This window comes from Vibrio mexicanus (assembly GCF_001012815.1).
In the GTDB taxonomy this organism is placed as follows: domain Bacteria; phylum Pseudomonadota; class Gammaproteobacteria; order Enterobacterales; family Vibrionaceae; genus Vibrio; species Vibrio mexicanus.
Genome location: NZ_JYJP01000069.1, coordinates 18921 through 43312, shown reverse-complemented (window position 1 = coordinate 43312; position 24392 = coordinate 18921). Strand labels below are relative to the sequence as shown.

Here is a 24392-nt window from a genome sequence, read left to right as displayed (position 1 = left end):
CTATTCCCTAAAAGGGAGGACTTTAAGAGCTTCTCTCAAAGCGGACGGCCATTTTAGCGAGATAAGTTATTGTGTCAACCACTTTTCTCATTCTTTCTTTGCAAACATTCCTGCTTACTGGACCGTTTCGTTTTCACTGCTTTGCCGTGACAACGGAGGCGCATTATAGGGAGTTCCCAAATGATGGCAACCCCTAAATTAAATAAAATCGCCAAGTTTGAATCGTTCGTCTAAAAAGCCATCAAAACGCTCAAAAGTTAATAAAAAAGAGGAGCAAACGCTCCTCTTTTCATTCAACTACTTCACATTAAGCTTGATGAGCTATGATTCTGTCGTTGTTTACCAATAGCTGAACTTTCTTCTCTGGGTCTACTTTTCCAGCTAGGATAGCTTTAGCTAATGGGTTCTCTACGGATTGTTGAATTGCTCGCTTAAGTGGCCTTGCACCATAAACTGGATCAAACCCAACTTGCGCAATCAGCTCTAACGCTTTATCTGAGACTTCGAGTTCATAGCCACTGTCTTCCATTCGCTTACCTAGACGATCTAATTGAATAGAGGCAATCGACTTAATATGTTCTTTTCCTAGTGGATGGAATACCACACTTTCATCAACACGGTTTAAGAACTCTGGACGGAAATGTTTCGTCACCACTTCCATCACTTCATTCTTAATGCCTTCATAGTCTAAAGTGGCAAAGTTCTCTTGAATACGAGCGGAGCCTAAGTTCGACGTCATGATAACGACCGTGTTACGGAAGTCGACGGTTCGACCTTGCCCATCGGTAAGGCGACCATCATCCAATACTTGCAATAATATATTGAACACATCTGGATGAGCTTTCTCGACTTCATCTAGCAAAATCACCGAATACGGTTTGCGACGTACAGCTTCCGTTAAGTAGCCGCCCTCTTCATAACCAACATAACCAGGAGGCGCACCCACCAGTCGAGCTACAGAGTGTTTCTCCATAAACTCCGACATATCGATGCGTACCATCGCTTCTTCACTATCGAACATGAAGCTAGCTAAGGTTTTACACAGTTCGGTTTTACCCACGCCAGTAGGGCCTAAGAATAGGAACGAACCAATTGGCTTGTTTGGATCCGATAATCCTGCGCGGCTTCTCCGAATCGCGTTTGAAACAACTTCAACCGCTTCTTTTTGTCCTATCACACGTTTGTGAAGCACTTCTTCCATACGAAGCAGCTTTTCTTTCTCAGCTTCTAGCATCTTGGATACAGGAATTCCTGTCTGCTTCGAAAGCACTTCAGCGATCTCAGCATCCGTCACTTTGTTTCTAAGCAACGTCATTTCCTGCATTTCCGCTTGAGTTGCTAAGTCGAGCTGCTTTTCTAGCTCAGGGATACGGCCATACTGAAGCTCTGACATACGGTTTAAATCGCCAGCACGTCTAGCTATGTCCATATCCATTCGCGCTTGTTCAAGTTCGCCTTTGATATGTTGCGTCCCCGATAGCGCCGCTTTTTCTGCATTCCAGACTTCTTCAAGCTCAGAAAAATCACGCTCTTTCTCTTTAAGCTCTTCGTTTAAGTTGTTAAGGCGTTTCTCGCTAGCGTCATCGTGCTCATTACTTAGCGCCTGTTGCTCTATCTTAAGCTGAATGATTTTTCTTTCGAGTTTATCTAAGGACTCAGGTTTTGAATCGATCTGCATTCGAATGCTCGATGCAGCCTCATCAATCAAATCAATCGCTTTATCAGGCAGTTGACGGTCAGAGACGTAACGATGTGACAGACTCGCGGCTGCAACAATCGCAGGGTCAGTAATCTCTACATGGTGGTGTAGTTCGTAGCGTTCTTTGAGGCCACGAAGTATCGCCACGGTATCTTCCACACTAGGCTCATCCACCAGCACTTTTTGGAAACGGCGCTCAAGGGCAGGATCTTTCTCTATATATTGACGATATTCATCAAGCGTAGTGGCACCAACACAGTGAAGCTCGCCACGCGCCAAAGCAGGTTTAAGCATGTTGCCCGCATCCATCGAACCTTCGCCTTTGCCCGCGCCAACCATAGTATGGATCTCATCGATAAACAGAATGACGTTGCCTTCTTCTTTAGATAGCTCATTCAGTACCGACTTTAAGCGCTCTTCAAATTCACCACGATATTTCGCACCCGCTACAAGTGCGCCCATATCGAGCGACAACACTCGGCGCCCTCTAAGGCCTTCAGGTACTTCATTATTTACAATGCGCTGCGCGAGTCCTTCTACTATGGCGGTTTTACCCACTCCGGGCTCACCAATAATGACAGGGTTATTCTTGGTTCTACGTTGCAACACTTGAATAGTGCGGCGGATTTCGTCGTCACGGCCAATAACAGGGTCTAGCTTGCCTTGCTCTGCGCGTTCGGTCAGATCAATGGTGAACTTTTCAAGCGCCTGACGCATCTCTTCGGCATTCGGGTCATTCACTTTTTGACCGCCACGAATTTTTTCAATCGCCTGAGATAACTTCTCTTCGGTTAAACCCAATTCTTTTAATAGTTCACCTAACGGGCCACGATCTTCTAAAGCTGCCAGTAGGAAGACTTCTGAGGAGATATAGCTGTCCTGACGTTTTTGAGCCACTTTATCGCAAAGATTGAACAAAGTGCCCATCGCACTTGATAGCTGAACATCACCACCAATGCCGCTTACTTTTGGCAACTTATCTAAGATCTCACCAAGCTTCGAGCGAAGATGTGTCACATCCACATTCAGCAAAGTCAGTAGCGGACGAATAGGACTTCCCGTCTGGTCGAGCAAAGCGACCATAAGATGCACGGGTTCAATATATTGATGATCACGCCCGAGAGCTAATGATTGAGCATCAGAAATAGCAATTTGAAACTTGCTAGTAAAGCGGTCAAGACGCATAACTATCTCCCTAACCTAAAAATACGATATGACGTTTATGTTAGAAAGATGGATACGGATGAGGGGATTTTCAAGGGGAGGACAAACAGTTATCTGCAAGAAGCCTTATAACTACTCCAGCCAAATAAAGCTTGCCATACGTCCTGTCACGCCATCGCGGCGATAGGAATAAAACTGGTTAGCATCTTGATAGGTGCAAAGGCTGCTACAAGTAATGTCTTCGACACCGAGATGGTTAAGCCTTTGCGAAGCAAGCTGCTCCATATTCGCGTACCACTTGGATTCAACGGAAGATTTCACGAATGCAGTTCCAGCTTCGGGGAGATAACGGCAAAATGCCTCAACCACTTCGTCTCCAACTTCGAATGCTTCTGGCCAATGGCAGGGCCAAGCCAAACCATCACCTCTCCATCAAACAATTTAACGGCGTTCTCGACAATTCCATCAGCTAGCCCGCGCCAGCCTGCATGAACCGCCGCTACCTGAGTGCCGGCTTTATCCGCGATTAATACGGGCAGACAATCGGCGGTCATTGCGCTGCAAACAACACCTTGTTTCGTTGTATAGCAACCGTCTGCATCCACCACTTCAAGCGTTGGTGAATCTTGTTTAACGACAACGGTTGAGTGGGTTTGATTGAGCCAAATTGGTGAAGATGGCATTTGAGACTGCTGCTCTAGCCATTCACGATTTCGCATTACAGCTGCGAGATTATCCCCAACATGACTGCCTAGGTTTAACCCATCATAGGGAGGCAAAGAAAAGCCACCAACTCGCGTCGAGCAAAAGGCTTTAACGTTTTTTGGGGCGTTCCAGTTTGGGATGATCATAGTCAGCACTCGGTATTTATGAGCTCAGTTAGAAATCTTCAGAGTGATTTAGCTTCGCATCTTCACGCAGTGCTTCTGCCATTTCGACCATGTCATCTGGCACAGGTGCATGGAACTCTAGCTGCTCACCTGTTACAGGATGATCAAATCTCAACATCACAGCATGCAGGGCTTGACGATCAAAGCTGCGAATCATCTCAGTCAACTCTTCAGTCGCACCTTTCGGGATTCGCGCTCGGCCACCGTATGCTGTATCACCTAACAGTGGATGCTGCAGGTAAGACATATGAACACGGATTTGGTGCGTACGGCCTGTTTCTAGGCGAAGACGAATACGAGTGTGCTCGCGGAAATGCTCTGCAACGCGGTAATGGGTTACGGCTGGTTTGCCTAATGGCGCAACTGCCATCAGAGTCCGCTTCGTCGAGTGACGACCAATAGGTTGTTCAACCTTACCACCCGCTGTCATTTTACCGATCGCAATCGCTTCATATTCACGCGTAATATTTCGCTTTTGCAGAGCGCGAACCAAGCGTGTTTGAGCCGGTACCGTTTTCGCAACAACCATTAGACCAGTTGTGTCTTTATCGAGACGGTGAACAATACCTGCACGTGGCACTTCTGCGATTGCCGGGTAATGATGCAGTAATGCGTTCAGCACAGTGCCATCTGGCGTACCTGCTCCAGGGTGAACAACGAAATCACGAGGTTTATTGATAACTAATAGATCATCGTCTTCGTAGACGATGTCTAGAGGGATGTCTTGTGCTTCCCAACGTTCTTCATCTTCCAGTTCAGCTTGAACGGTGATCTCTTCACCGCCCATGACTTTTGTGCGAGGCTTAGTTACAACAGTTCCATTGACGGCAATTTTCCCCTCAAGTAACCACTCTTTTATGCGTGAACGGGAAAAATCACCGAATAACTCGGCCACAGCTTGGTCTAATCTTTGACCTAACTGACTATCTTTTACGGTATTTGTTAATTGAATCTGCTGTGCCATATCGAACTTTTTTAAAAACTGTGAGACTAATGCTCACTACTGTGGAAAAATAGACTATTGCATCATTGTATCTGTTACGACTTAGAAAGTAACGGAAGCAGACAAAATATTTAGATTCAAGGAAGCGGCTCCTAACATGAACAAGCACACTTTATCAGGCTTACTGGCGTTATCATTACTGTTTGGCTGTTCCAGCAGTGAAGAGATAGTTCCTGATGTTCCGCCTTCAGAGCTCTACTCTGAAGCTCAACAGTCTTTACAAGGTGGTAACTGGTTAACCGCAATTGAAAGACTGGAAGCTCTCGACTCGCGCTACCCGTTTGGTGCTTACTCTGAACAAGTTCAGCTAGATCTCATCTACGCTTACTACAAAAACGACGACCTCGCTCTTGGTTTAGCGACGATTGAGCGCTTTAATCGCCTCAACCCAACTCACGATAAACTCGATTGGGTGCTTTACATGCGCGGTTTGACTCACATGGCGCAAGATCGTAACTTCATGCACGATCTCTTCAACATGGACCGTAGCGATCGTGATCCTGAACCAGTGATTTCTGCATTTAACGACTTCAAGCGTCTACTTGAACGCTACCCAAACAGTCCTTACGCTGCCGATGCGAAGAAGCGTATGTTCGCACTCAAGAACCGCCTTGCTGCTTACGACTTAGCGACTGCTGACTTTTACCTGCGTCGCGAAGCTTGGATTGCTGCGATTAACCGAGCACAAGAACTACAAAAAACCTTCCCTGATACGGAAGCCGCGCGCCAATCTCTTGAAATTCAGCTCGAAGCCTATGAGCAACTTGGCCTAGAAGAGCAAGCAGAGCGTACGCGCCAGTTAATAGACTTGAACCCTAGCTAATCGAACACGATTTTACACATACGAAAAGCCGCTAATCACTAGCGGCTTTTTTGTGTCTCTTGCTCAAACAGCAAATTAACATTAACCTTTAGTAACATAATAACAAAAGGAGTTGTTATTTTGCGCAGGTTAATTGGGGGATTGCCCTACTACTTTTACTCATCTCTTCAAGCTGTTGGGGCTTTCTCTGTCGCCGTTGCAAAAGGAACCCTACAGCGGTGATATGGAAGTATTCAAGACCAAAGGCGTTATTCGCGTTTTGGTCTCTGCCGATTTGGGTTTCTACTATATAGAAGGCGGGCGACCAAAAGGCATCATTGCCGAACTTCTTTATCATTTCGAAAAAGAATTAAAGAAAGACTCCCCTTACCTAAACATCCAAATCATCCCAATTCACCGCGATGATCTATTTGAATCACTTGCCAAAGGCTTTGGTGATCTTGCCGTTGCTAACCTCACCATTACGGAAAAACGCAAGCAATATGTCGACTTCAGCCGACCTGTTATTGATGGGGCAAAAGAGCTGATCATCACCAGCAAAGACCACGAGCCGATAGAGACTATTGAACAGCTGAGTGGCAAGGAGTTCTGGGTACGAGCAAGTTCGAGTTACTTTGAAAGCCTGCAGAAAGTGAACGCTCAGCTTAATGAGCTTGGTTACCCACCAGCCATAATCAATTTCATCGAAGAAACACTGCAAGATTATGAACTCATCGAGATGGTCAATTTAGGCCATATTGGCGCAACAGTACTCGACGATCACAAAGCACAGCTGTGGCTCAATGTAATGGAAGATATCCAAGCGCACACAGATTTACCCTTACGTACCGGTGGTCAAATTGCGTGGGCAATGCGCAAGGAAACACCAAAACTTCAGAAAACCGTCAATGACTACCTACGCAGTGCAAAATCAGGAACATTACTGGGCAATGTCATCTATGGTAAATACATCACCGATACTCGCTGGCTAAAACGGGCGCTCAACCCTGACCAAATAGCTAAACTCGAATCACTCTCCTCCATATTCAGTGAATATTCCAATCAGTACGAGTTCGATTCACTCATGATGGCGGCTCAGGGCTTTCAAGAGTCTGGGTTAGACCAATCAAAAGTGTCGCACAAGGGTGCTGTTGGTGTGATGCAGGTTCTGCCAAGCACGGCGAAAGATCCTAACGTCAACATTCCAGACATCTACAAAGTCGAAAACAACATCCATGCGGGCATCAAATATATGCGCTTTATCAAAGACCGATATTTTGATGATGAAGAGATCAAGCCAGACGACCAAGTGTATTTCACCCTAGCCGCCTACAATGCAGGCCCCGCGAACATTCGGAAAATGCGTCGATTAGCCACTAAGCATGGTTATGACCCCAATGTTTGGTTCAAAAACGTCGAGATTATTACTCGCCGAAATATTGGTAGAGAACCTGTTCATTACGTCGCGAACATTAATCGTTACTTTGTTATATATAAGCAGTTATCGCTGCTCAAGCAGAGTGAAGCAGCGAAAAGCGCGCAGCTATCTCCAATACCACTACTGTCAATGCAAGTAGAATAAGCAAGTCAAATCATTGGGTGAACGAAACAAGTTGGAGTTTGAGCAAACAGAGAAGGGATAGAGATCACACTTTAGTAGTGTTTAAGAATTACTCAGTAGGAATATCAGGCTGTAAGACGTCCCTAAAATACGAATGAATTTTAGCGCGCTACCTCTTTCAATCTAAAGAGATTTCATGGAATAACAAGTTATTTTTGAGTTTAAATCGCACACTCTTTGCGTAAGATCACAATTAGTTTCGAAGCCGAAAAACCCACACCAAAAAGTGATTTGAATCACATTTTTTCTTCAGTGGATGAGTAATCTGGAGTTAACCCATAAGGGATGCAACAGAGGAAAACATCTATGAAAGTAAACATCACTGGCAAAAATATCGACATCACCTCTGCAATCCGTTCGCACATAGAGAGCAAGTTTAAAAAACTAGAAAAATGGCAAGTAGACATCATCGGATGCCAAGCCACTTTCTGCGAAGAGCCGAACAAGAAGAAAAAATTTGAAGCCGTTATTACTGTACCGAAAGGACAACTCGTAGCTTCCGCAACACATGAAGATTTATACGCTGCCGTTAACGAGGTAGAACAGAAACTAGAACGTCAGCTAAACAAACTAAGACACAAACCTGAAGCTCGCCGCAGTGAAAAACCAGAACTAGAAGAGACCGAGTAAAAGAGGATTCGAAAAATAGCGCCGCAAGGCGCTATTTTTTTGCTTGACGCTCTACCCTAGCTTGCTTATTGTGTTTAAACATTCACTGAAACCTAAAGATTTATGCATCTAACTAACCTGTTCTTTTTTGACTTCTTTTTTCTCCAATAACCTTGGGGGCTCATTCGTTTGTAAAAAGACAAGTCAAAAACGAACAGAAAGCCTCCCAAATGGGAGGCTTTTTTATAAGGACACATTTATGGCTGACAGACAATATTCACTAGATGAAATTCGCATCCGACTTAACGAGTTAGATGACCAACTGCTTAAACTGCTCTCTGAGCGTCGAAGCATGAGCATTGAGGTGGCTAAAAGCAAAGTAGAAACCTCTAAACCAGTGCGTGATGCAAGCCGCGAACAACAACTTCTAGTGAAGCTCATCAATAATGGTAAAGAGAAGTACGACTTAGATGCTCAGTACATCACTAAGTTATTTCACACCATTATTGAAGATTCTGTTCTGCTGCAACAGTCTTACCTGCAAAACCTCGCAAACCCGCAAAGCAGAAAGCCTCTGGCGCGTGTTGCTTTCTTAGGTTCTAAAGGTTCTTACTCTCACTTAGCCAGCCGCGAATTCTTTAGCCGTAAGAACACCGAACTTATCGAGCTCAACTGTGAGCACTTCAAAGAAGTCGCCAATACCGTTGAATCTGGTCATGCTGATTATGGTGTCCTACCCATTGAAAATACGAGCTCAGGTTCAATCAATGAAGTTTACGACCTGCTGCAACATACAACGCTCTACATCGTTGGTGAACTTACCCAACCTATCGAGCACTGTTTAGTCGCCAAGTCTGACATCCGTTTAGAGAAGATTAAAACGCTTTACTCTCACCCACAACCTCATCAACAGTGCAGTGAGTTTTTAAGCCGATTGGATGGTGTGACTTTAGAGTCTTGCGCAAGTACCGCGGATGCGATGCAAAAAGTCCAAGAGCTAGACCGTGATGATGTGGCAGCTATCGGCAATGCTTCCAGCGGCAAGCTTTACGGCCTGCAGCCGATTCAAGGCAACATCGCAAACCAGACAGAAAACCATACTCGCTTCATCGTCGTTGCTCGTAAGCCTGTTGAAGTTTCTGCTCAAATCCCAGCGAAAACCACTTTGATTATGTCAACGTCTCAAGAAGCTGGCTCACTGGTTGAATCGCTACTGGTTCTGCAGCGTTATGGCATCAATATGACTAAGCTAGAATCTCGTCCAATCATGGGGAACCCTTGGGAAGAGATGTTTTATGTTGACCTTGAAGCTCACCTTGATTCTGACGCAATGCAGCAATCTATTGTCGAACTCACCAAAATCACTAAGCATCTTAAAGTGCTGGGTTGCTACCCAAGTGAGAACGTTAAGGCGACGCAAGTTAAGCTTCAATAATATTAACTGACTCATATATTTCGAACTCGATAGCTGACACTCTTAGTAACAATTCATACAATTCTCATTCAATTGCATAACTAAGAGTGTTGCTTTATTCCTTAACGCTCCGCTGTATTAATGTAAATTAACGATTAAAACGGACTCGATGAGCGACATGGCGTTACGGACAACTCTCAATAGCCACCCCCTTTCAACTTTGACTTCACTCGAGTGCAGTGCGCACTTAAACGCGGCTAGTCGGTGACACCATGAAGCTCAATAGTCGAATCCTCTTTCTTATCGCTCCTGTTATCCTTTTCAGTGCTGCAGTATCCACCTACACCATTTTCTCAAGTCAAAAAGAGATTCTTCTCAAACGAGAAGACAGCTATTTGCAACTCAGCATGGAAAAGCTGGCCGGGCATTTTAGGCAGTCGCTTTCTATCTTAAACAGTTACTCTTTCACTCTTATCAAGAGCGATGCCATTCGCCTATATGCCGACCAGCAAGTCAATCAATTTCAAGAGCTAAGACTGACCGATCATCTGAAAAAAACCATTTCAAATCTTCAAACACCGGAGCGCGACTTTACCAGTATCAGCGTGCTCGATGGCAACCAGAACAATAAGTACTACGCCGATAGCACCAACGATCCTCTAAACAACTTCGATCCAACCTTGCAAGAATACGCTATGTGGGTTTTCGAGGAGACGGGTAAATACTCTCACACCGGATACACTCAAAATGCGCAAGGGCAAGGTGTATTAATCCGTTACGATGTACTTGATACCGTTACGCTAACCAACCCAGTTCTATTCGATCCACAACACAGTTTCTTTGTGGTGGTCTCTGTTGAACTTACGCAGTTCAATGCATTGCGAAAAATCATCGAGTTCGATAACAAGAGTTCGATATTTTTCACTGAAAACACAGATAGCCTAGATCCTAGACCGTCCAACCTAACTCAAACGGTTAAGTTAAAAGAGAATTTCTTCGCGACCCTCGACCCCGCTTATTTCTTAATTGAAGCGAAGATCGACGATATCCACAAACAACTTAGCCTATCGTTCATCTGCTCCTCACTACTTACTGTTTTGATTCTAATGGCGCTACTGAGAAAGCACGTCACACAGCCAATCACTCGTCTGGATGAACAGCTCCAACAAGTGGAGAATTTGGAGCGTAAGAACATCGACATTCTCAAGACCAACGATGAGATTGGTCGACTATCTTGTCGCTTCCATGACATGTACAAAGAGCTCGACTCGACCTACCAAAAAACCAAAGCTTTGGCGGAAAATGATCACCTAACTCAGTTGTCAAATCGATACCATTTTCAGCAGCGCATCCAACGCGCTTTGGCTAACACACTGACTCATAAACAAGTGTGGATTTTGTATCTCGATCTCGACAACTTTAAATACGTTAATGACAAGTACGGGCACCAAATTGGTGATGGCTTGTTAATCGACTTTGCTCAACATATTCGCAAGCTAGGAAAACAGTTTGAAGCCAACTATGGTATTCGTTGTATTGCATCGCGCCTGTCCGGCGATGAGTTTGCTGTTTTTCTATCTTCAAAGCAGGATCAAGAGCAGACCTACATCATTGATGAGTACGCCAAACAGTTGCTTTTACCATTGCAAAGTAACCTAAACTCTCCAATGAGCAACTACCCAATTACTGCTAGCGTGGGAATCGCTACTTACCCTCAAGATGGTAATGATATCGCCTCACTGTTATCGAGCGCCGATGCTGCCATGTATCAAGCGAAGAAAGCAGGTAAAAACCAAGTGGCTTACTACTCTCGCGATCTGGATAAAGTGGTTAAACGTCGAACGCAAATTGAGCGTGCGCTGCGCAGTTGTAACTTCGATAAAGAGTTCTACCTAGTGTATCAATCATACTTCGACAGTGCAGGTAAGAACGTTGTCGGGTGTGAAGCGTTACTTCGTTGGAGCTCAAAAAAACTTGGCGATGTTTCCCCGCAAGAGTTCATCCCGATAGCCGAACAAACCGGTCTATTTGGGCAAATCGATCGCTGGGTAATCAATCGTGCTTTCTCTGAGTTTGCAACTATCCAAGCTCAGTTTGATTCCGAAGTTCAGCTGTCTATTAATCTCTCTTCAGCGGAACTAGATTCCACGCAGCTTGCACAATATATCGCGCAGAAGTCGGCCGAGTATGATGTGCCACCGACACTCGTAGATTTCGAGATAACTGAGACCTTTGCTACCGACTCGCAAGGCTTCCCTCTGCTGCACAAACTGTCTTCAATGGGCTTCAAGCTAGCCATTGATGACTTTGGCTCTGGCTATACATCAATCACTCACCTCGTGAAATATCCGGTGCAAAAAATTAAGCTGGATAGAACTTTCCTCGAAGCATTAATGAAAACCGACAATAAGAAAGTGGCGAAACCATTGGTGGAGCTGTGCCACTCTCAATCCATGTTAGTCACAGCGGAGGGGATTGAAACCAAAGAGATGCATAAATGGCTGCAAGATTATAAGTGTGATTTGATGCAAGGCTATTTCTTCAGTAAGCCTTTACCTGCATACTTATTGCATAAAAGTCCAGTCATAGAGAAAGGAGTCGAACTTGAGCCAGAAGAGAGTGATCATAGCCTCGCTTAATCCCGCTAAAATTAATGCCGTAAAAAGTGCCTTTCAATCGGTTTTCCCAGGGCAAGTATTCAGCTTCGAAGGTGTGAGTGTGCCTAGTGGCGTTGCAGACCAACCAATGACCAACGATGAAACCTACCAAGGCGCACTCAATCGAGTTCGGAATGCAAAACAAAATGAGCCGACTGCAGACTACTATGTCGGCTTAGAAGCTGGTATAGAAGAAAACGTCACCTTTGCCTGGATGGTGATTGAATCCGAAACTCATCGGGGGCAATCACGCTCAGCCAGCTTAATGCTACCGCCGCAAGTGATTAAAAAGTTGGCTCATGCGAATGAGCTAGGTGATGTTATGGATGAAGTGTTTGGTACGGACAATATCAAGCAAAAAGGTGGGGCAATAAGTTTGCTTACTCAGAATCAGCTCACGCGCAGTAGCGTGTATCATCAAGCTCTCATTCTCGCGCTGATCCCGTTTAGCAACCCCAAGCACTTCCCTGCTAACTTATAAAAACTTGGGTTAATTAAGATATCCAAAGCTTAGTAATCTCGACTAAACTCGCTACCCATACAGTTACTACATAACCGTATGGGTAGCGCTCTTCATTTCTTCAGTATCAAGTTCTCTATCGCCTGCTTTTCCGAGTCAGACTTAGCTTTTAGCTCATTCGACCCACGCGTTATCGTGGCGACGCCAACACCGAGCATTTGACTCACTTGGCGCTGGGACAAGTCCCCTTTCAACAACTCGCACATGATATTAACACGGGCAACTAACGACTCTCTCTCATCAGGAGTAAGAAGTGTCGTCAACAATAGCTCATGTTGCTCGCTGTCTGCGGCTTGTTTTATAAGGTCGACTAACTCTTGCCAGTCTGAATACTCGGGTTCTAACGACATATCTGGACTCAATAATGAAGCAAGGCTCCATTGTATGGATTTCTTTTTTTAATGACATCAATAATTTGTAATCAACTCGCTCGGCGACAAAAAGGCGCCACTTTGCCCAAGTAGGTCACGATAGTATGTCTCAAACATCAATACATTTTGAACATAGCCACGAGTCTCTTTAAATGGAATGGCTTCAATAAATGCATAGGCATCCAACTTACCATCTGTTCGCTCACGCCACTGTTTAACGCGATGTGGGCCAGCATTGTATGCCGCTAGAGCAAAAATTCGGTTCTCATCATATTGCTCAAGTAAGCTATTGAGGTAATGGCTGCCAATTTCGATGTTTTTCCCCACCTCATACAACTCATGGGCGCCGTCATACTCGATTTGGAACTTGTTTGCGGTGTACTTGGCTGTTTTCGGCATGATCTGCATGATACCTCTCGCGCCAACTGGCGAGCGAGCCTCTGCATCTAAGCCACTCTCTTGTCGGGCTAAAGACATCAAGGTGATAGGGTCGATATCGTGTTTTTCCCCATACAGGCTAAACAGATTTTTATGCGCAATTGGGAAACGAAGCTGAGTGTTATCCCAAACCTTTGCGGAAATGGATGCCGTCACCGCTAAATGATGCCAATTCTGCTCAGAAGCATAAGCGGCCAACATCTCTTTCTTGGCTTTATCAACCCGACCTAACAGCCAGCGCCACTCACTTTTGGCCGCGGTAATCTTATCTCGCGCAATCAACTCATCAATTCGCGCTAACGCATCTTGGTACGGTGAGACAACCGACTTATCTAAAGTCACAGTAGTGGTTGGATAATCTATCGACTGCTTCATTTCCATAGCAGCTGCCACGCTATAGAAATTACGCTTGCCGATGATCGATTGAAGTTGCTGCTTCCCTTCACTCTCTTGGCCGACTCCAATTTGAGCGCGAGCATTCCAATACGTCCAACGTAAGCTCTCTTGCTTGCTCTCTGGTAACAGTGAAATCCAACTTTTCAGCCCCTGCCAGTCCGCATGTTGAATCGCCAATCGGGACCTTCTTTCCAGCAACGTTACGCTATTTGAAGTTGCTATTTTTTTGTCACGCCAAGCGACAAGTTGCTCGTCGTCAGTATTAATCATTCGAAACGCAAGGTAATCCGCCAAAGCCTGAGCCGCGGTTTTATCTAAATGCATGCCTTTGATCACCGCGTCATAGGAAGCCTGCGCTTGTTTGATGTCTTTGCGTGCAAGCTTCTTCAGGCCAAGTTGAGCCAAGGTTTGATTTTCTGGTGTGACGTACTGCTTCTTGGCAAACTTTGCCACGTCTTCAGGCTTGGAGTAAACAGCCTTAATGTGACTGCCTGTTTGCTTTGCCTCTTTACTGTCTAGTTGCTTGGCAAGGTAATTAATCATGCGAGAGTTTCGTTTCTCATACGCCAGCAACATACGCTCAATCACAAGTTCATCGGTCTTGTATCCGGCTTTATCGAGCTGGCTGAATAAGGTGTCGCACGCATCATCAACACTTTCTCCACTTAGCCACAACGATTTGGCGCCTTGTTTTGCCAGTTCCTTGTCGCCTTTGAGCCAATGAGCGGTGTAGTAATGGCAGCGATATCTTTCACCATTGGGTTCTGTTGTTTGAAACTCAAGCAATCGAGACCATTGCTTGCTTTTGGCCAGTTCATCGAGATACGGCGCACGAACCCGATGCGAAAAGGGAAAAGTCTTATGCTGGTCAATAAATGCATTAACCTCACTTGGCTTAGCTTTATTGATATCAACCAAGAACGCTCGATAATCGACATAAGGCGTTAGGGGATACTGCGCGATTTTTCCGCGCATTGCTTGATATTCTCTAACCTTACGTTCATCCAGCAAATCTTGCGCCTCATCATAAAGAGCTCTTTGCTGAGATAAGGTAGACGTACTCGAATGAGCACTGAATGTGATAAACGAAGTGGCGCCAACAGCCAGTGCACTAGTCAGAAAACGCACCGATTTTGAAAATGAGAAACTAGGCTTCATCGACTCTGATCCTTTTGAAACGATATGACGCGGTATGACTTACTTTCACCAATTCTAGGTGTAAAAGTAAAGTGAAGAGATGTAAATATTCATTGATTCATACGAACGCGACACTAAGCAACTACACACACAATAGCTTTCATCGTGATGACAAGCTAGCCATTGCTTAAATTTTTATCATCCCAAACTGCCATAGCTTCATGACGTTAATGTCATCAGTTCTTCAGTGAACAATTAAAACCACAGAAAAGTTGCTTGTTAGCCCTAAAATTTGACGGTAACAAAACGAGTGAGTTTGGTATAAAATATGGGTTTTCTATGAGTAAAAAATTAGGAACGATCGGCAATGGCTGAATACGTATATACCATGTCGCGCGTGAGCAAAATTGTGCCACCAAAGCGACAAATTCTTAAAGACATCTCTCTTAGCTTCTTCCCTGGTGCCAAAATTGGTGTTTTGGGTCTAAACGGCGCGGGTAAATCTACCCTTCTTCGCATCATGGCGGGCATCGACACCGATATCGACGGTGAAGCACGTCCACAACCTGGCCTAAATGTAGGTTACCTACCGCAGGAGCCTGTGCTTGATGAATCTAAAACGGTTCGTGAAATCGTTGAAGAAGCGGTTTCTGATGTAGCTGGTGCAATGAAGCGTCTTGACGAAGTATACGCAGCTTACGCAGAACCGGATGCAGACTTCGACGCTCTTGCAAAAGAGCAAGGCGAACTTGAAGCGCTGATTCAAGCGAAAGAAGGCCACAACCTAGAGAACGCACTTGAGCGTGCAGCCGATGCACTTCGTCTTCCTGAGTGGGACCAGAAGATTCAACACCTTTCGGGTGGTGAACGTCGCCGTGTGGCAATCTGTCGCTTACTTCTTTCTAAGCCTGACATGCTGCTTCTTGACGAACCAACCAACCACTTGGATGCAGAATCAGTCGCATGGCTAGAGCGCTTCCTAGTTGATTACACTGGCACTGTTGTGGCGATTACCCACGACCGTTACTTCCTAGATAACGCTGCTGGTTGGATTCTTGAACTTGACCGTGGTGAAGGTATTCCATGGGAAGGTAACTACACTTCTTGGCTAGAGCAAAAAGATGCGCGTCTGCAACAAGAAGCATCTCAAGAGAAAGCTCGTCAGAAAACAATCGAGAAAGAACTTGAGTGGGTTCGTCAAAACCCGAAAGGTCGTCAGTCTAAGTCGAAAGCACGTATGGCTCGCTTTGAAGAACTGCAAAGCGGCGATCGTCAGAAGCGTAACGAAACAAACGAACTGTTTATCCCGCCGGGTGAGCGTCTAGGTGACAAGGTTATCGAAGTAAATAACCTAACTAAGTCATTTGATGGCCGTGTTCTGATTGATGACCTATCTTTCAACATGCCTAAAGGTGCTATCGTCGGTATCATTGGTGCCAACGGTGCAGGTAAATCAACCCTATTCAAGATGCTAAGCGGTACTGAGCAACCTGATTCGGGTACGATTGAAATGGGTGAAACGGTGAAACTGGCGTCTGTTGACCAGTTCCGTGACGCGATGGACGACACCAAGACGGTTTACCAAGAGATCTCTGAAGGCGCTGATATCATCAAGATCAACAACTTCGAAATCCCAGCACGTGCTTACTGTTCTCGCTTCAACTTCAAAGGCTCTGACCAACAGAAGATCATTGGCGAGCTTTCAGGTGGTGAGCGTAACCGTGTTCACCTTGCAAAACTACTTAAAGCGGGCGGCAACGTACTACTACTCGATGAGCCTACCAACGACCTTGACGTTGAAACGCTACGTGCTCTAGAAGAGGCACTATTGGAATTCCCAGGCTGTGCAATGGTTATCTCGCACGACCGTTGGTTCCTAGACCGTATCGCAACGCACATCATTGACTACCGTGATGAAGGCCAAGTGAACTTCTACGAAGGCAACTACAACGAGTACATGGAGTGGTTGAAGAAAGAGATCGGCCCAGAGGCTGCAGAACCACACCGCATCAAGTACAAGCGTGTATCTAAATAAAGCAAAAGCAAAGCACTGTAAATCAGCTTGAATTTTGTACTAAGGCCGCTATTATTAGCGGCCTTTATTGTTTGCGGTTAATGTTAACGCTCGCAGATAGATACCTCTTGAAGGTTATTTTGCAAGCGACTCTGCATTTTAAGCCCCTACAGATACTCGCTTTGCGCGTATTTGCTAAGCTTGTAGTGAGTGACATCAAACAATAGAGAGATGGTTATGGCTGAAAGACGACGGTTTTCACGCATCATTTATCAAGTGCCTGCGACAATTACGCAAGGGCAACGTGCCGTGTCTGCCAGTATTCAAGACTTGTCCCTGCAAGGACTCCTGCTTAAAGCTCAAGGAGCCGATGCGCAGTTAAGCCTTGAAGAGACGGCCATCATACAGTTTTCGCTTCCTGACAGTGACGTCAGCATTGAACTTGCCGCTAATTTGATTAGTGTTGAAGGCGATGTGATTCGAGCTCAAATCGATCACATTGATATTGAGAGTATTGGACACTTAAAAGCGCTTGGTTGAATTAAATGTTGGGGACGACAGTTTGCTACACCGCGAACTCGAACACCTCTCAGATTTGGGTAAACATACCTAGCTAGACTATGTCACACAAAATTTCTCTATCGATCCCTACCTCTGGTGGGGATCGTGTTTTTTACGTGAGTAAAAAAGCGATTCTACTCTCGGTTATCACTTTGCTTGTAGCCGCTGTTGGCCTTGGCACCTGGTTTGTGCAAAACCATCAGAATCAAGAACAGCAAGAGCTGAAACTAAATCAGCTAATGAACAAGCTTTATGTGGCTGAGGAGCAAAGCGCTGAGTTTGAAGTTCGCTACAATGAGCAGCTCGACCAGTCCCATACCTTAGCGCAAGAGCTAGAAGAAAAACGCAGTAAGCTTGCCATTCTTGGGCAACGCATTTACGACGTTGAATCCGTATTAGGAATCACGGACGAGGAGCTTGAAATCCATGAAGATCTGACCCAACGCATCGATGTCGCCGCTGTTGACTCCGCAGTTCGCGCCACTCTGTTTCGTTTAATTCCAAACAGCGCACCGATGTCGTATGAGCGAGTATCCTCTTCGTTTGGCCGACGAGTTCACCCTGTATCGGGAAAAAGTCATACTCATACCGGCATTGACCTTACCTGCCCTGTTGGCGAAAAGATTTATGCGCCGGCCGATGGTGTCGTTGAAACTGTTCGCCCAAGCGATAAGGGCTTTGGCAATTTCCTCACCATTCGCCATGCGTTCGGTTTTATGAGCAGCTACGCTCACCTACATCAATTCAAAGCGCGTAGTGGTCAGTTTGTTAACAAAGGAGATCTTATTGCAACTTGTGGCAATTCAGGCATCTCAACTGGCCCTCACCTTCATTACGAAATCAGATTTTTAGGTCGCGCCCTCAATCCACAATATTCGATAGATTGGACGCCAGAGAATTTTGACTATATGTTCGAAAAAGAAAAGCGTGTCAACTGGGCACCGCTGGTACAGATGGTCGATGATTTAGTGCGCTTGCAAGTTAATCTAACCCACAACCCATACATCGATAATACAGTCGATACAGTTAACAAAGATTCAGCGCCTCTTGAGAGCACACAGATGACGAACTAGAGAAAACAAAAAGCGGCAGTAAAACTGCCGCTTTTTGCATTCAAACGATTATCTATTTCACCTAACCACGATGAATCGCATCATTCGCTTGCTTAAGTAGATTCTGGCTCTCATTCATAAACTGAGTCGAGTAATCACCAAACCAATCGCTCACTTCATTAAAGCTCTGTACAAACGCCTGCTTGTCTTTACCTTCAAGAATCTCAAGAGCTTCACCAAAGCAATGGTGGAAACGCTTAATCATGTCGATATTCTCTTGTGAGGATAGAATGATGTCACCGTATAGATTTGGATCTTGCCCAAACAAACGCCCTACCATCGCAAGCTCCAATCGGTAAATTGGCGAACTTAGCTGAAGTAACTTGTCGATATTCGGGTTCTCTTTACTCAGGTGTAAGCCGTAAGCAAATGACGTGAAGTGACGAAGCGCCTGAATCAACGTCATGCCGTGATCGTGTTCAGCGGCATCAATGTTACAAAGGCTCGCGCCCCAGATACCAAACTGCTCCAACAGCCACTGGTATTTGTCTTCGCCGCGGCCATTACAGTGAACAATCACCTGCTTAGCCAAGCTTGCGACATCTGGGCCGAACATAGGGTGCAAACCCACAACAGGGCCTTTGTGTACATCGAGCATCGCCTGTAATGGCTTTGATTTAATTGAGGTTAAGTCACAAAGAATGCAGTCTTCAGGAAGATTACCGAGTCTTTCAATCACACCATTGGTTAAGTGAATTGGCACGGTAACGACCACAAGACCTGCACCGTCAAGAATCTCATCAGCACGATCCCAATCTTGGCTACCAAGCACTTTTACTTCGTAGCCAGACAACGTGAACATTCGTCCAAACAGACCACCGAGCTGACCTTTACCACCCACGATCACTACCGAGCTCAGTTCTGGATTTAAACACTTAAAGCCAGAGTCTTTTTCACTGGCGTAAGACTCACGCATAGTGCGGCGCAGAATGTCTTCAATCAACTGTGGGGGACGCCCATCTTCTCCGCTTCTTGGCGACGAGAAGCCAGCATTGCAGCTTCTCGATCCGGCGCATAAATTGGCAGGCCATGTTCACTTTTTACTTCACCAACTTTCTCTACTAAAGAGAGACGTTCCGATAACAGCTCTAGAATTCGTTTATCAACACTGTCTATTTGATCGCGTAAGTCGCTAAGTTCAACGGCCATGCTCTTTCCTTATTATCCTTTTAGGCGGTTTTCCAAAAACGGCACCAACTCTTCGTGTGCATGACGTAATAGTGCCTCAGTTGAATCCCAATTGATACATGCATCGGTGATCGACACGCCGTATTGCATATCCTTGAGAGCAAGGTCGGAAGATTGGTTACCTTCGTTGATGTGACTCTCAATCATTAGGCCAATAATAGACTTGTTGCCTTCACGGATTTGGTGAATCACATCCTCTGCAACAAGCGGCTGACGGCGGAAGTCTTTGCGTGAGTTTGCATGGCTACAATCAACCATCAGTGAAGCATCCAGACCATGTTTCGCCATGTCTTGCTCACATTCCGTCACGGATACTGAATCGTAGTTGGTCTGTTTACCGCCACGAAGAATCACGTGGCCATTCGGGTTACCTTGAGTGGTTAGAAGCGCTACTTGGCCTTCGCGATTAATACCCATAAAACGGTGACTTGAAGACGCAGCTTGCATCGCATTGATTGCTGTACCTAGGTTGCCGTCTGTACCATTTTTGAAGCCGATTGGCATTGAAAGGCCGCTTGCCATTTCACGGTGCGTTTGCGACTCAGTTGTACGAGCACCAATGGCTGCCCAGCTGAACGTATCTGCAAGGTACTGAGGCTGATCGGATCTAGCGCTTCTGTTGCCAGTGGAATCTCCATCTCCGCCAGCTCAACAAGCAGTTCACGACCAACGTGCAGACCATGCTCAATATCAAAAGAACCATCGAGATGCGGGTCATTGATCAACCTTTCCAGCCGACTGTTGTGCGTGGTTTTTCAAAGTAAACACGCATAACGATGTACAGTTGATCACTCAGTTGCTCAGACAAAGCCTTAAGACGTTTTGCGTAATCTTTTGCCGCTTCCACATCATGAATCGAACAAGGACCACATACCACCAACAGACGGTGATCTTTCTTATGGATGATGTTGGCGATGGTTTCACGAGACTCTTGAATGAATCGACGAGCGTTGTCGCTTAGCGGTAACTTAGCTTTGAGTTCTTCAGGGGTGATCAGGACTTGTTCATCACTGATGTTAATATTGCTTAATTCACTTTTTTGCATAACTTAATCCGTACATTATTACTTACAGCCAATCATCAACACGACATCAGCAATCAATAGGCACTAAGATAACAGCGTTAAAAAACATTTCAACCGTAAACTTTAAAAAACATTTAATGTAAGATTTAATTTACACATACCTTTATTTTGCCTTAGTCCAAATTATTGAGCCATAACCATGTTTTCCACCGTTTATCTTCTCTAAAATAAAGAAAGTTACCGCCTTGGAAATCACTATGGATCTTATCCTCCCCTTCTTCAACAGATGTGTGTCTATTTAGTTTTGGCTTATATGCTAAGTAAGACGCCGGTTTTCTTGCCCCTGTTTAGCATGTCTAGCAGGCTTAATCACAAGGTCATGATCTATGTGATGTTCTCGCTGTTTTGCATTATGGGCACCTACTTTGGCCTGCAGATCAATGATGCGATTGCCAATACAAGAGCAATTGGGGCGGTGATGGGCGGCCTATTTGGTGGCCCTGTGGTGGGATTTTTTGTCGGCTTAACAGGGGGCCTACATCGCTACAGTCTTGGGGGATTCACTGATCTAGCTTGTGCCATCTCTACAACTGCCGAAGGGATAATCGGTGGCTTTTCCACACCTACTTCATTCAGCGGGGAAAAGCCCGCCAGCTGTTTAATCCATTGGTTGTTTTCTCAATTACTCTATTCGCTGAAATCATCCAGATGCTGATCATACTGATCGTGGCAAAGCCTTTCGTTCAGGCCTACGCGCTGGTCTCTGACATTGCTGCGCCGATGATCATCGCCAACTCAGTCGGTGCGGCTCTGTTCATGAGTATTCTTCAAGACAGAAAAACCATTTTCGAAGAGTATTCCGCGACCTTTTCGCGCCGTGCCTTAAATATTGCCGAACGCTCAGTCGGTATCTTGGCATCTGGCTTTAACAGCGAAAATGCAGAAAAAATCGCTCGTATTATTTATGAAGAAACCAACGTTGGCGCAGTCTCGATTACCGATGATGAGAAGATTCTTGCATTCGTTGGTATTGGTGATGATCACCATAAACCGAATACGCCAATTTCATCGCAAAGCACCTTAGATTCTATCCACCAAAACGACATTATTTACCTCGACGGTAAGGACAGGCCTTATCAATGCTCTATCTCGCCGGATTGTAAACTAGGGTCGGCCTTGATCATTCCTTTGCGTGCTGGAGATAAGGCTATCGGTACTATTAAACTGTATGAGCCGAAACGTAAGCTATTTTCTCGCGTTAATATGTCGATGGCGCAAGGCATCGCGCAGCTGCTATCAAGCCAAATTCTCTATGGTGATTATCAACAAAAGCAGATGTTGCTCTCTCAAGCCGAAATTAAGTTGTTACATGCTCAGGTCAATCCACACTTCTTGTTCAATGCCCTTAACACAATAAGTGCCGTCATTCGTCGCGATCCAACCAAAGCGCGAGAGTTGATTCAGCACCTATCGCACTTCTTCAGAAGCAACCTCAAAAAAGACATTGAGACGGTGACTCTCAAAGAGGAACTGGCGCACGTTAACGCCTACCTCACGATAGAGAAAGCGCGTTTTTCTGATCGTTTAGATGTGGACGTGAACATCGACTCCATCTTGCTTGAGCGGAACCTACCGAGTTTTACTCTGCAGCCTTTGGTTGAAAACGCCATTAAGCACGGCACGTCACAGCTGTTCGAATCCGGCAAGGTCAGGATCTACAACCAACCAACACTAAAAGGTCAGCGCATCATAGTGGAGGATAATGCTGGCAACTATCAACCACCAGAAGAAGGGCACTCTGGATTGGGCATGCAGATAGTAGATAAGCGTCTAACCAACCTGTTTGGAAAAGAGTCGACTCTGAAAATCGACGTTGAAAAAAACCAATACACGCGAATGAGCTTCATCATTCCGTCCAATGACTATTCGTAGGGATCGTTATGCTAAATGCAATTGTGATTGATGATGAACTGTTTGCTCGTGAGGAGTTGTCTGAACTTCTTGAAGAGTCTGAGCAGATTTCGGTGGTGTCTCAAGCGGCCAACGCGATCGAAGGGTTAAGGCAAATTAACCTACATAAACCTGATGTGGTGTTTCTCGATATCCAGATGCCTCAGATCACAGGCATCGAGCTGCTTGGTATGCTCGATCCCGATACCATGCCAAAAGTGGTGTTTGTCACCGCTTATGACCAATATGCGATCCAAGCCTTTGAGGACAATGCTTTCGACTACCTGCTAAAGCCTGTCGATACCTGCCGCCTAGAAAAGACCATTAAGCGTTTAGTCAAAACCGACAAACGTGAACAGCAAGCAAAGTTGGATATCCTCGCGCCTCAATCTTTGGATCAAGTGCCCTGCGTCGGACTTAACAGAATCGTTATCATCCCGACTGCAGATATTGAGTTTGCCTGTACCGACATCAGCGGGGTGCAGATTCAAACTCATGACCAGTCGGCCACCAGCCAGTTGACATTAAAAGTGCTCGAAGAGAAAACGCCTTTAATCCGTTGCCATAGGCAATATTTGGTTAACATAAAGTCCATCAAAGAGATCAAGCTATTAGAAAACGGCTTAGCTGAAATCATCACCCAGAGCGATCATGTGGTGCCAGTCAGTCGCCGCTATCTTAAAACGCTGAAAGAGATGCTGGGCTTTCACTAAATAAAAAGACTAGCAACAGAAAAGAGCCACATTGATTGTGGCTCTTTTTGTGATGAGTAACCAGTGGCAAGTGATTGGTGTTTTCGGCTTAAGATTCGGTGAGCGGCTTCATCGCTTCAGAAGCCTGCTTCCACTCTTGGCTACGCTTTAGATCGGCTAGCGAAAAGCTTTGGGTTTTAAGTAAACCTTGCGCTAATGGCGTATCCATCACTGGCAAGTTATCCAATACTTCCACTTGTGCATCGCGCTTATTACACACCAACACCATATCGCAACCTGCGACTAGAGCTTGATGCGCTCGCTCTGCTGGCCCACCCATAATGGAAGCACCTTCCATTGTGAGATCATCAGAGAAGACCAAGCCTTTAAAGCCTAACTGTTCACGTAGGATTTTCTTCAGCCAATACTCCGAACCACTCGCAGGTTGGTCGTCATAATTTGGGAAAACGACGTGAGCTGGCATCATCGCATCTAATATCCCCGACTCAATTTGGGCCTTAAATATCGCCATGTCCTGTTCAAAGATGGTTTCGCGATTATCAAATGGGGTTTCCAAGTGAGAGTCCGCAATCACACCACCATGACCTGGAAAGTGCTTTCCTGTGGTAGCCATACCGACAGATTTCATGCCCTTCATGTAAGCCGTGCTGTGACGCAGTATGGTGTCAATATCATCACCGAAAGCGCGATTACCAATCGCCTTACAATCAAAACCTTTGTCCAGAACAGGTGCAAAGCTCAGGTCGATATCATGAGCAATCAACTCAGCCGCCATCAACCAGCCGCCAAGCTCTGCAAGCTGTTCGCCATTATCAAATTGCGCATAGCGCTGAGCAGCAGGAATTAACGAGAAACCTTCTCTAAAACGTTGGACTCGGCCACCTTCTTGGTCGACACCAATCAAGATCGGACGCTTCGCAGCTTTTCGGATAGAGTGGTTCAAGGCGAGCAACTGCTCACTATCATGGTAGTTGCGAGCAAACAAAATCAAACCACCAACCGTTGGGTGCTCCAATATTTCTCGATCTTCCGCGCTGAGCTCATACCCTGCAACATCTACCCAAAGTGGTCCCATGTTTCTTCCTGCCTACTGTAAAATTCGCTAAGGT

Annotated in this window: 14 protein-coding genes, 5 pseudogenes and 1 other annotated feature; of the genes and pseudogenes, 11 read left to right on the top strand and 8 right to left on the bottom strand. The window is 45.5% G+C overall.

Annotation, left to right across the window (positions count from 1 at the left end; translation table 11 throughout):
• Window positions 1-307: 307 nt before the first annotated feature.
• The 3 genes and pseudogenes from clpB to rluD form a co-directional block, all read right to left on the bottom strand.
• Window positions 308-2884, bottom strand: a complete 2577-nt coding sequence (gene clpB / locus UA76_RS10355) for an ATP-dependent chaperone ClpB (RefSeq protein ID WP_047045671.1) — start codon at window positions 2882-2884, stop codon at window positions 308-310.
• 111 nt (window positions 2885-2995) lie between these two features.
• Window positions 2996-3720 (bottom strand): annotated as a pseudogene (gene pgeF / locus UA76_RS10350) (peptidoglycan editing factor PgeF).
• A gap of 22 nt (window positions 3721-3742) precedes the next feature.
• On the bottom strand, window positions 3743-4717 hold the full coding sequence (gene rluD / locus UA76_RS10345) for a 23S rRNA pseudouridine(1911/1915/1917) synthase RluD (protein ID WP_047045668.1): 975 nt from the start codon (window positions 4715-4717) through the stop codon (window positions 3743-3745).
• Between the two features lie 136 nt (window positions 4718-4853).
• On the opposite strand from rluD, the gene UA76_RS10340 reads away from it, so the two are divergent.
• From UA76_RS10340 to yjjX, 6 genes are all read left to right on the top strand, one after another.
• Window positions 4854-5579, top strand: a complete 726-nt coding sequence (locus UA76_RS10340) for an outer membrane protein assembly factor BamD (protein WP_047045665.1) — start codon at window positions 4854-4856, stop codon at window positions 5577-5579.
• Window positions 5580-5712: 133 nt separating this feature from the next.
• On the top strand, window positions 5713-7140 hold the full coding sequence (locus UA76_RS10335; RefSeq protein WP_047045662.1) for an MltF family protein: 1428 nt from the start codon (window positions 5713-5715) through the stop codon (window positions 7138-7140).
• 345 nt (window positions 7141-7485) lie between these two features.
• A complete protein-coding gene (gene hpf, locus UA76_RS10330; protein ID WP_047045659.1) occupies window positions 7486-7809 on the top strand; it encodes a ribosome hibernation-promoting factor, HPF/YfiA family in 324 nt (107 codons plus the stop codon).
• A gap of 104 nt (window positions 7810-7913) precedes the next feature.
• Window positions 7914-8036: a sequence feature (Phe leader region), on the top strand.
• A gap of 11 nt (window positions 8037-8047) precedes the next feature.
• The gene (pheA, locus tag UA76_RS10325; RefSeq protein WP_047045656.1) at window positions 8048-9223 is read left to right on the top strand and encodes a prephenate dehydratase; all 1176 of its coding nucleotides are present in this window, start codon (window positions 8048-8050) and stop codon (window positions 9221-9223) included.
• 251 nt (window positions 9224-9474) lie between these two features.
• Entirely contained in the window at window positions 9475-11841 is a 2367-nt protein-coding gene (locus tag UA76_RS10320) for a putative bifunctional diguanylate cyclase/phosphodiesterase (protein WP_047045654.1), read from the top strand.
• Window positions 11807-12340, top strand: a complete 534-nt coding sequence (gene yjjX, locus UA76_RS10315) for an inosine/xanthosine triphosphatase (protein WP_047045651.1) — start codon at window positions 11807-11809, stop codon at window positions 12338-12340. The genes UA76_RS10320 and yjjX overlap by 35 nt, the downstream gene beginning before the upstream one ends.
• Before the next feature lie 92 nt (window positions 12341-12432).
• On the opposite strand, the gene trpR is transcribed toward yjjX, so the two are convergent.
• Together trpR and sltY are read right to left on the bottom strand one after the other, a co-directional pair.
• Window positions 12433-12729 carry a trp operon repressor gene (gene trpR, locus UA76_RS10310; RefSeq protein WP_047045650.1) on the bottom strand — a complete coding sequence of 99 codons (297 nt, stop codon included), beginning with the start codon at window positions 12727-12729 and terminating at the stop codon, window positions 12433-12435.
• Between the two features lie 57 nt (window positions 12730-12786).
• Complete coding sequence (sltY, locus tag UA76_RS10305) at window positions 12787-14742, bottom strand: murein transglycosylase (RefSeq protein WP_047045645.1); 1956 nt, start codon at window positions 14740-14742, stop codon at window positions 12787-12789.
• Window positions 14743-15088: 346 nt separating this feature from the next.
• On the opposite strand from sltY, the gene ettA reads away from it, so the two are divergent.
• The 3 genes and pseudogenes from ettA to UA76_RS10290 all read left to right on the top strand — a co-directional run bounded on the left by ettA (window position 15089) and on the right by UA76_RS10290 (window position 18369).
• Entirely contained in the window at window positions 15089-16756 is a 1668-nt protein-coding gene (gene ettA, locus UA76_RS10300) for an energy-dependent translational throttle protein EttA (protein WP_047045641.1), read from the top strand.
• Between the two features lie 216 nt (window positions 16757-16972).
• Window positions 16973-17348, top strand: a pseudogene (locus UA76_RS10295) (PilZ domain-containing protein).
• A gap of 7 nt (window positions 17349-17355) precedes the next feature.
• On the top strand, window positions 17356-18369 hold the full coding sequence (locus UA76_RS10290) for a M23 family metallopeptidase (protein ID WP_047045639.1): 1014 nt from the start codon (window positions 17356-17358) through the stop codon (window positions 18367-18369).
• Window positions 18370-18430: 61 nt separating this feature from the next.
• On the opposite strand, the pseudogene tyrA reads toward UA76_RS10290, so the two are convergent.
• Both tyrA and UA76_RS10280 read right to left on the bottom strand, forming a co-directional pair.
• A pseudogene (gene tyrA / locus UA76_RS10285) lies at window positions 18431-19557 on the bottom strand (bifunctional chorismate mutase/prephenate dehydrogenase).
• 12 nt (window positions 19558-19569) lie between these two features.
• Window positions 19570-20641: pseudogene (locus tag UA76_RS10280) on the bottom strand (3-deoxy-7-phosphoheptulonate synthase).
• 236 nt (window positions 20642-20877) lie between these two features.
• Here UA76_RS10280 and UA76_RS10275 point away from each other — a divergent pair.
• Both UA76_RS10275 and btsR read left to right on the top strand, forming a co-directional pair.
• Window positions 20878-22552: pseudogene (locus UA76_RS10275) on the top strand (LytS/YhcK type 5TM receptor domain-containing protein).
• Window positions 22553-22560: 8 nt separating this feature from the next.
• Window positions 22561-23283: a two-component system response regulator BtsR gene (btsR, locus tag UA76_RS10270; protein ID WP_047045636.1), complete on the top strand. Its 723-nt coding sequence runs from the start codon at window positions 22561-22563 to the stop codon at window positions 23281-23283.
• Window positions 23284-23371: 88 nt separating this feature from the next.
• Here btsR and nagZ read toward each other — a convergent pair whose 3' ends face one another.
• Window positions 23372-24358, bottom strand: coding sequence for a beta-N-acetylhexosaminidase (gene nagZ, locus UA76_RS10265; protein WP_047045633.1), 987 nt, complete (start codon window positions 24356-24358; stop codon window positions 23372-23374).
• Window positions 24359-24392 lie beyond the last annotated feature (34 nt).

What these genes read in the sequence shown, in the direction of transcription:
- UA76_RS10320 (WP_047045654.1), top strand. Translation starts at nt 9,475, where the DNA reads ATGAAGCTCAATAGTCGAATCCTCTTTCTTATCGCTCCTGTTATCCTT.
- UA76_RS10290 (WP_047045639.1), top strand. Translation starts at nt 17,356, where the DNA reads ATGTCACACAAAATTTCTCTATCGATCCCTACCTCTGGTGGGGATCGT.
- btsR (WP_047045636.1), top strand. Translation starts at nt 22,561, where the DNA reads ATGCTAAATGCAATTGTGATTGATGATGAACTGTTTGCTCGTGAGGAG.
- nagZ (WP_047045633.1), bottom strand. Translation starts at nt 24,358, where the DNA reads ATGGGACCACTTTGGGTAGATGTTGCAGGGTATGAGCTCAGCGCGGAA.
- trpR (WP_047045650.1), bottom strand. Translation starts at nt 12,729, where the DNA reads ATGTCGTTAGAACCCGAGTATTCAGACTGGCAAGAGTTAGTCGACCTT.
- rluD (WP_047045668.1), bottom strand. Translation starts at nt 4,717, where the DNA reads ATGGCACAGCAGATTCAATTAACAAATACCGTAAAAGATAGTCAGTTA.
- sltY (WP_047045645.1), bottom strand. Translation starts at nt 14,742, where the DNA reads ATGAAGCCTAGTTTCTCATTTTCAAAATCGGTGCGTTTTCTGACTAGT.
- ettA (WP_047045641.1), top strand. Translation starts at nt 15,089, where the DNA reads ATGGCTGAATACGTATATACCATGTCGCGCGTGAGCAAAATTGTGCCA.
- hpf (WP_047045659.1), top strand. Translation starts at nt 7,486, where the DNA reads ATGAAAGTAAACATCACTGGCAAAAATATCGACATCACCTCTGCAATC.
- pheA (WP_047045656.1), top strand. Translation starts at nt 8,048, where the DNA reads ATGGCTGACAGACAATATTCACTAGATGAAATTCGCATCCGACTTAAC.
- UA76_RS10340 (WP_047045665.1), top strand. Translation starts at nt 4,854, where the DNA reads ATGAACAAGCACACTTTATCAGGCTTACTGGCGTTATCATTACTGTTT.
- clpB (WP_047045671.1), bottom strand. Translation starts at nt 2,884, where the DNA reads ATGCGTCTTGACCGCTTTACTAGCAAGTTTCAAATTGCTATTTCTGAT.